This window comes from Kitasatospora sp. NPDC057198 (assembly GCF_042670125.1).
Taxonomy (GTDB): domain Bacteria; phylum Actinomycetota; class Actinomycetes; order Streptomycetales; family Streptomycetaceae; genus Kitasatospora.
Map to the genome: position 1 here is coordinate 1 of NZ_JBHUWH010000426.1, position 6,690 is coordinate 6,690.

General features: G+C 75.3%; 6 protein-coding genes. 3 read left to right on the plus strand and 3 right to left on the minus strand.

Annotated elements, in window-relative coordinates:
- The 3 genes from ACFUEL_RS32135 to ACFUEL_RS32145 all read right to left on the minus strand — a co-directional run.
- On the minus strand, positions 1 to 883 hold an 883-nt coding region (locus ACFUEL_RS32135), incomplete at its 3' end, for a hypothetical protein (RefSeq protein WP_380240498.1).
- Positions 884 to 894: 11 nt separating this feature from the next.
- On the minus strand, positions 895 to 2,721 hold the full coding sequence (locus tag ACFUEL_RS32140; RefSeq protein ID WP_380240500.1) for a hypothetical protein: 1,827 nt from the start codon (positions 2,719 to 2,721) through the stop codon (positions 895 to 897).
- 277 nt (positions 2,722 to 2,998) lie between these two features.
- Complete coding sequence (locus ACFUEL_RS32145) at positions 2,999 to 3,772, minus strand: glycosyltransferase family 2 protein (protein ID WP_380240502.1); 774 nt, start codon at positions 3,770 to 3,772, stop codon at positions 2,999 to 3,001.
- Between the two features lie 246 nt (positions 3,773 to 4,018).
- Here ACFUEL_RS32145 and ACFUEL_RS32150 point away from each other — a divergent pair, with 246 nt between their 5' ends.
- The 3 genes from ACFUEL_RS32150 to ACFUEL_RS32160 all read left to right on the plus strand — a co-directional run bounded on the left by ACFUEL_RS32150 (position 4,019) and on the right by ACFUEL_RS32160 (position 6,580).
- Positions 4,019 to 5,086, plus strand: coding sequence for a hypothetical protein (locus ACFUEL_RS32150; RefSeq protein WP_380240504.1), 1,068 nt, complete (start codon positions 4,019 to 4,021; stop codon positions 5,084 to 5,086).
- Between the two features lie 126 nt (positions 5,087 to 5,212).
- Positions 5,213 to 6,097 (plus strand): NUDIX domain-containing protein, encoded by an 885-nt coding sequence (locus ACFUEL_RS32155; protein WP_380240506.1) that lies wholly within the window; start codon positions 5,213 to 5,215, stop codon positions 6,095 to 6,097.
- A gap of 81 nt (positions 6,098 to 6,178) precedes the next feature.
- Positions 6,179 to 6,580 (plus strand): hypothetical protein, encoded by a 402-nt coding sequence (locus ACFUEL_RS32160; RefSeq protein WP_380240508.1) that lies wholly within the window; start codon positions 6,179 to 6,181, stop codon positions 6,578 to 6,580.
- The last annotated feature ends 110 nt before the right edge of the window (positions 6,581 to 6,690 follow it).

A 6,690-nucleotide genomic window follows, 5' to 3' on the forward strand; every position in this document is an offset into this window, starting at 1 on the left:
ACGCGAGGCCGATCCCGCCGGCCGGGACCTCCTCGCCGCGCCGGTACTGGACGATCTCGAACGGCGCGAACGCCCCGGCCGGCACCGCCCCGTCCGGTTCGACCGTCACCTCCAGCCGCCGCCGCTCCCCGCCGTCCAGGGTGAGCGCGAAGGACAGTTCGCCCTCGCCGCGGGCCAGCGGCCGCCCGTCCGCGTCGGTGAGCACGATCAGCCGGGCTCCCGCCTCCACCGGCCGCGGGTCGCCGTCGAGCCGGAAGCCCGCCCACCGCGCCGCCGGGACGGGCCCCACGCTGACCAGGTACTCGGCCTCCTCCGCCAGCGGGTTGGAGGCCAGGAACGGGAGCGGTCCGGCGCCGTCGGACGGCAGCACGACCAGGTTGTGCTGCGCCCAGTGCCGGTCGGTGACCGGGGCGGCCGTGTTCCCGGCCGGCGGGTCGAGCGGGTGCCAGACCTTGGCGAGCAGGCAGACGTGGTCGCCGGCGTCCGCGGGGATGCGCCCGGTCAGCGGCTCGGAGACCGCCTGCCCGCCGTGCGGCGGCACCAGCACGGTGGTGAAGCCGATGAACTTGTCGGCGTCCGGGACGAGCGGGCCGCTGACCGGCGGCGACCACCACAGCCCCAGGTAGGCGAGCGACTCGCTGTTGCCGCCCTGCCAGTTCCCGACCGTCACCTGGACGGTCAGGTCCTTCCCCGGCTGGAAGGCGGTCAGCGGCTGGATGCCGGAGCACAGGTACCAGCAGACCTCCGGCGGCACCGGCCGCAGGCCGTTGTCGACCGGGAAGGAGCCGGCCGGCAGGACCGGCGGGGGATAGCTGTGGACGAACAGGTACGGCCGGTCGTCGGTGGTCTGTTCCGGGTCGCGGCCGTCGTTGCGCGCGGGCATGGCCGTCCTCCTCACGTCTCGTCGTAGCCGAGGACCCGCACGTCCACCGGGTCGTCGTCGATCGATCCGACGGCGGCCCAGCAGTCGTGGTGCTGGAGCCGGTCGGCGTCGAGGTCCGGGTTGGCCTCGCCGGACGCGCCCTCGGCGATCCCGGTCCACAGGGCGGTCGCCGCGGCGGTGGACTCCCGCAGCAGCCAGCCGGGGTCGGTGCCGACCGGCAGCCCGCCGCCGCCGTCGGACGGCTCCTCCAGCGGGGTCGGCGGGTACCGGTAGAACACCGCCACCGGATCGGCCTCGGGGCGGTGCGGCGTGACGTTGTCACCGGTCGACGGGACCTTCAGGAACTGCCGGTACAGCGGGTAGTGCAGCCGCCCGTCCGGCGCCGCCACCCCGCAGCCGGCCAGGTAGCCGCCCGCCTTCCGCAGGCCCTCCCACAACCGGGACTGGAAGTCGAACAACAGGCCCACCAGCTGGGTGAGTTGGTCCAGGCCGGCCCCCTTGGCGAACTGCGCCGAGGTGAGCGGCTGGGACTGCGAGGCGAGGGCCGCCTGCTCCTCGGGGCTGAGGTCGATCTCGAACGCGTGCTGGAAGTTCTCCGCCACGTGCTTCTTCCAGAAGGTGCAGGTCTTGCCCTTCCCCCACTCCTCCCAGCACGGGCCGCCCAGCACCCCGGCGAAGGCGATGAACGCCAGCAGGCCCAGCCAGAAGCTGCCGCACTGGTTGTCGCTGTCCCGGGTGCTGTCCGTCGCGGTCGGCGGGCGCTGGTACGGGGGCACCGGCGGCCCCGTGTACGAGGCCGGGCCCAGCCCGGAGCCGGCGACGGCGGGCGGGGTGGCCGTCTGGGTCGTGATCACCGGGGTCGGCGGGTTCGCCGGGTCGGCCCACAGCTGCTGGACGAACACGTCGGCGGGCGGCGCCGGCCGGGGCGGCTGCCGGAAGGTGTCGAGCAGCTCCAACTGCCGCACCAGGCGCCGGTACCCGAGCTGGAGGTCCGGCAGCGGCGCCGTCGCCCCGAGGTCGTAGGTCTTCCCGAGCACCCCGGCCAGGAACGCCGCCGTGTCGTCCGGGAGCCGGGCCTCGGGCGCGTCGTCGTACCGGAGCGTCGCCGCGAGGCGGCCGAAGTCCCCTACCTCCGGCCGCAGTTGGGCCAGGTAGGAACCGACGGTGTTGCGGGCGATCCGGTCCCGGAACCGGTGGCTGCGCCGGGGCCCGCCGACCACCTTGCCCAGGTAGGCCGAGCCGGCGGTGTTCGCCGCGTGGCCGGACAGGATGCCGAAGGCCGTCGCCCGGGTGGCGGGGGTGCCCGCCTCGGCGAAGGCCGTGCGGACGAAGGCGTCGGTGCGCCGGGCCAGGAAGACGTCGCCCCAGCCCCAGGCGCCCAGCGGGAGGTCGCCCTGCCGCGGGTGCTCCGGGACGTGCCGCATCTCGCCGAGCCGCCGGCCCAGGTCCTCGATCTCCAGGTGCTTGCCGTGCACCCCCTCGCCCAGCGCCCGCAGGCGCACCGTGGCCGCGCAGTACTTCGCCGCCGAGTCCGGGGCCCCCGGGTCGGCGAGGGCCGCCTCGATGTCGGCGCGCACCGATCCGATCTCCGTGTAGAGCGTCAGCCCCTCGGTCCACATCGCGGCGGCCTCGGAGAGCAGGTCGAGCTCCAGGCCGTCCGACTGGGCGTGCTGGAGCAGGTGGTCCACCATGCTGCCGAGGGCGGCGTCCGCGGGGTGGTCGGCCACCTCGGCGAGCAGGCCGTCCAGGGCGGGCCGCAGCGCGGGGTCGACCGGCGCGGCGGCCAGGCCCTCCCGGTGCTCGGCCAGCGCGGCGGCATGGGTTCTGGCATCGATCATGGGTACGTCACCCGCATCCCACTGTCGGGCGGGCGTCCTCCGGCCGGTCGGCACGGCACGGCAGGCCGTGGCGCAGCGGGCCGTGGCGCAGCAGGGTGCGGCGCGGCGGGCCGTGGTGCAGCAGGGTGCGGCACGGTGCACGGACTCGCGGCCGAACGGACGCACACGAATCTTCAGGGCGCATCCAGCGTCACGCCGCCCACCGGCCCCGGCAACTCCCCACGGCCGCAGGGCCGCCCGCCGCCACCCGCGGCCGTAGGCCGGATGCGGACGTAGGTCAGATCCGGCCCTTGCGCACCGAGTGGACCGTCGCCCCGGCCAGCGCCAGCACCGAGCGGTGCAGCGGCAGTTGCTCGTGCTCGCGGTACAGCGCCCAGTTGTGCTTCACCAGCGACAGCTTGTTCGAGGACAGCGACCCGGCCCGGCCCGCCCGGTAGATCGCCAGCGGCTCCCGCAGCCCCCGGGCGGGGTGGCCGTCCCGCATGATCGACAGCCACAGCGCGTAGTCCTGCCGCTTCGGCATGTCCGGCATCAGCCGGGTGCCCAGCGCCGCCCGGTCGTACATCGCGGTCAGCGCCCCGATGTGGTCCTGCACCAGCATGTCCCGGTACGTGACGCGCTCCCGGGCGGTGACCACCCGGCCGTTGGGGGTGAAGTCGGCGGCCTCGCCGGTGTGGTCGCCGTCCACCTTGTAGTAGGAGGTGAACGTCAACGGGGCGTCGCCGTCCGCCGCGAACGCGAGCTGGCGCTCCAGCTTCTCCGGCAGCCACATGTCGTCGCTGTCCAGGAACGCCACGTACTCGCCCCGCGCCCGCCCGATCGCCAGGTTGCGGGCCCGCGCCGCACCGCCCTGCTCGGGCGCCGGCTCCGGGAGCACCCGCCCGTCCTGGCGGGCCAGCTCCCGCAGCAGGTCCATCGAGCCGTCGGTGGACGCGTCGTCGGTGATCAGCAGCTCCACGTCGGCGTGGGTCTGCGCGAGCACGGAGCGCACCGAAGCGCCGAGAGTGGCGGCCGAGTTGTGGACCGGCATCACCACGGAAACCAGGGGCACGGCGGGGCTCCTCACCCGGAACGGGAACGTCGGGAACGTCGCCACCACGGGCCGGAACCACCGGGCCCACCCGCGGCGGGCCGCCGCGTCCGCGGCCACGACGTTGTGACCTGCACCGTATCAAGCGGGCCGCGGTGACCGCTCACGCCGGTCGCCGGGCGTGAACGCCCCTGCCGCGGAAAACGGCTGGGCCACCGGTCCGCGTCGTGGAACGATGCCGGTCCGGAACGAGGAGGCGGGGCGGACATGGGCCTGGACTACAGCTACGAGATCTTCCTGCCCCCGGAGAACGTCGCGCGGGCCCTGACCGGGCTGGCCGAACTCGCGCCCCGGGACCACACCCCGCCGCCGCTCCCGGTCACCCTGCCCGGTGGCGAACGACTGCTCCTGCCGTTCACCTCGCGCTTCAAGAGCGAACCGGTCGACTGCTCGGCGGGCGGCCCCCTCGCCCTGGACACCAGCATCATGATCGGCGTCGACGACGCGGTGCGCGAGCTCCACCTCCGTCACACCGGCCGGCCCGACCGGATCGACGGGTCGGGAAGGGCCCCGGTCGGGTACGTCTACCTGACCGTCCGGTTCTCACCCGTCTGGCACCCGGACTTCGCGTCACTGCAGTTCACCGCGGCCACCTCGGAGATGAGCCGGATGTTCGAGCGCTCCGCGAGCGTCAGGAAGGTGTTCACCGACCTCACCGCCGCCTCCGGCGGCGCGTGCTGCCTGCTCGACACCGAGGACGACACCTTCGAGATCTGCTGGCTCAACGGCGCCCCGGTCAGCGACGAGACCGTCCCGGGCCGCCGCTTCCCGCGCTTCCACGACCTCGTCGCCGCCTGGCGCGACGCGGCGGGGCAGCGCGGCGACCGTCCGGCCCCGGCCCCCTGTCCTCCCCGGGTGCGCTACCTGATCGACCCCGTCGCCGCCCTGGGGCGCGGTCGACCGGTCGAACAGTTCCTCGGCCCCGTCGAGGCGGCCGGTGTTCCGGGGATCCGCTGGGTCGAGGTCGTCCCGGCCCGTCCGGGGTTCGAGGTCGTCCTCCACACCGTGGCGGACATCGGGAGCGAGGACCGCTGGGATCTCGGCGAGTTCCCGCCCCTGGGCCCCGAGGGCGTGGACGCGGAGGAGGATCTCGGCCTGGAGGTCGCCACGGCACCGGAAGCACGGGACGCCCTCGCCCTCGCCGAGCACCGCACCGGAGCCGTGCGCGGCCGCTGGGTCAACCAGGGCGTGGCCCAGGGCGAGTACCGCGACTTCGTGCGCGCCGGCCGTCCCCGACCGCCGTCCCGACTGCCGTCCCCGACCGCTGACCGCTGACCGCTGACCGGGCCGGGTCGGGCCGGGGGAGCCCGCGTCGGGGAGGCCCGCGTCGAGGAGCCCCGTGCCGGGTAGTCACGGGAGAGGCGGCCCGGAGCGCCGTCCCCCTCGGACCCGGAGCCCCCCATGCCCGTCACCCGTCCGGAGATCGCCGCCGCCGTCCGCGCCCACCTGGAGCACCACCCCGGCGAACGCGCCCGGCTCCGACCGCTGCTGGACCCGGCCGCCCCGCCCGCGCACGTCACCTGCGGCGCCGTCGTCCTCGGCCACGGCCATGACGTCCTGCGCGTGCGCGGCGCGGCCGCCGACCCGGACCCGCTGGCGGGCGCGATCCGCGCGGTCGAGGCGGCGACCGGGATCAAGGCCGCCGAACTGTGCCTCGTCCCGCCGTTCCTGGACCGGCCCGCCGCGATCGAACCGCTCGGCGCCGAGCCGCCCGGCGGGGGGTACGAGTTCCACTACGTCCTCCGACTCGCGGCGCCCCCGCCTCCGGCCCCGGCGCGCGGCGAGTGGCGTCCGCTCGCCGAGCTGCCCGCGTCCGGGCTGCGCGACGCGCTGCTGGCGGCCGGGGCCGGGGTCGGACCGGACGGGCGGCCGGAGCCGGTGAACGCCTCCGCCCTCGTCCACGACGGGCACGGCCGCTACCTGCTGCACCTGCGCGACAACGTCCCGCACATCTGGGCGCCGGGGGAGTTCAGCCTGCTCGGCGGCGGCCGCGAGCCCGGCGACGCGACGATCGAGGCGACGTTGCGGCGCGAACTCGCCGAGGAGGCCCCCGGGATCCGCCTCGGCGAGGTCGAGCCGCTGACCGTCGAGTGGACCACCGACCGGCACGGACTGGCCGTCCCGATCCGGATCTTCACCACCCGCTGGCAGGGCCACCCCGACGCGGCGGACCTGCGCGAGGGCGTCCTGCTGCACTGGTTCCGCCCCGAGGAGCTGCACCGCATCGTCCTGCGCGACTCCACCCGGCAGCTGATCCGGGAGCACGCCGCGGGTCGGGCCGGGTGACGTCAGGGGGGGGCGGCCGGTCGTGCCGGGCGGCACGAATTCGCTTGGGGGCGGCCGAGGGTGGCGCGTAGCCTCTGCGGCATGTGTTACCACGCCTTCAACGGCGCCTTCCGGCACTACGTGTGCGTCGGGTGCCGGCTCTCCTTCAAGGGCAGTACGTGGCCGATCCGGAAGCGCGTCTGTCCGGGCTGCCGCGGGCAACTCGCCTTCGCGGGCTACGACTTCGCCGCGCCCCGGCGGCGTGACACGAAGGCGTGGTCGGTCGTCGCCGCCGTGCTCGCGGAGGGGCTGACCTACGACCACCGGCCCGGCTGCGGCTGCACGCCGCTGCCCTCGTTCCGCCCCCGGACCAGGTCGCAGCTGCGGGCCCGCCGGCGCGCGGCCGAGCGGCAGGGCCTGCCGCTGTCGGTGGCCCTCGCCCGCCGCGACGCCCTCACCCCGGAGAGCCGCGACGAGCAGCCGTCCCCGCCGGCGGCCGGATGAGCGGGGGGCGGTCTCAGAAAGTGTCGGGTAATTGATCAACTGCGTGGCGTGATCGCTGGCGGTGATCGTTGCGGTCGAGGTGTTCCGTGATGATCGCCGCCATGTGTGTC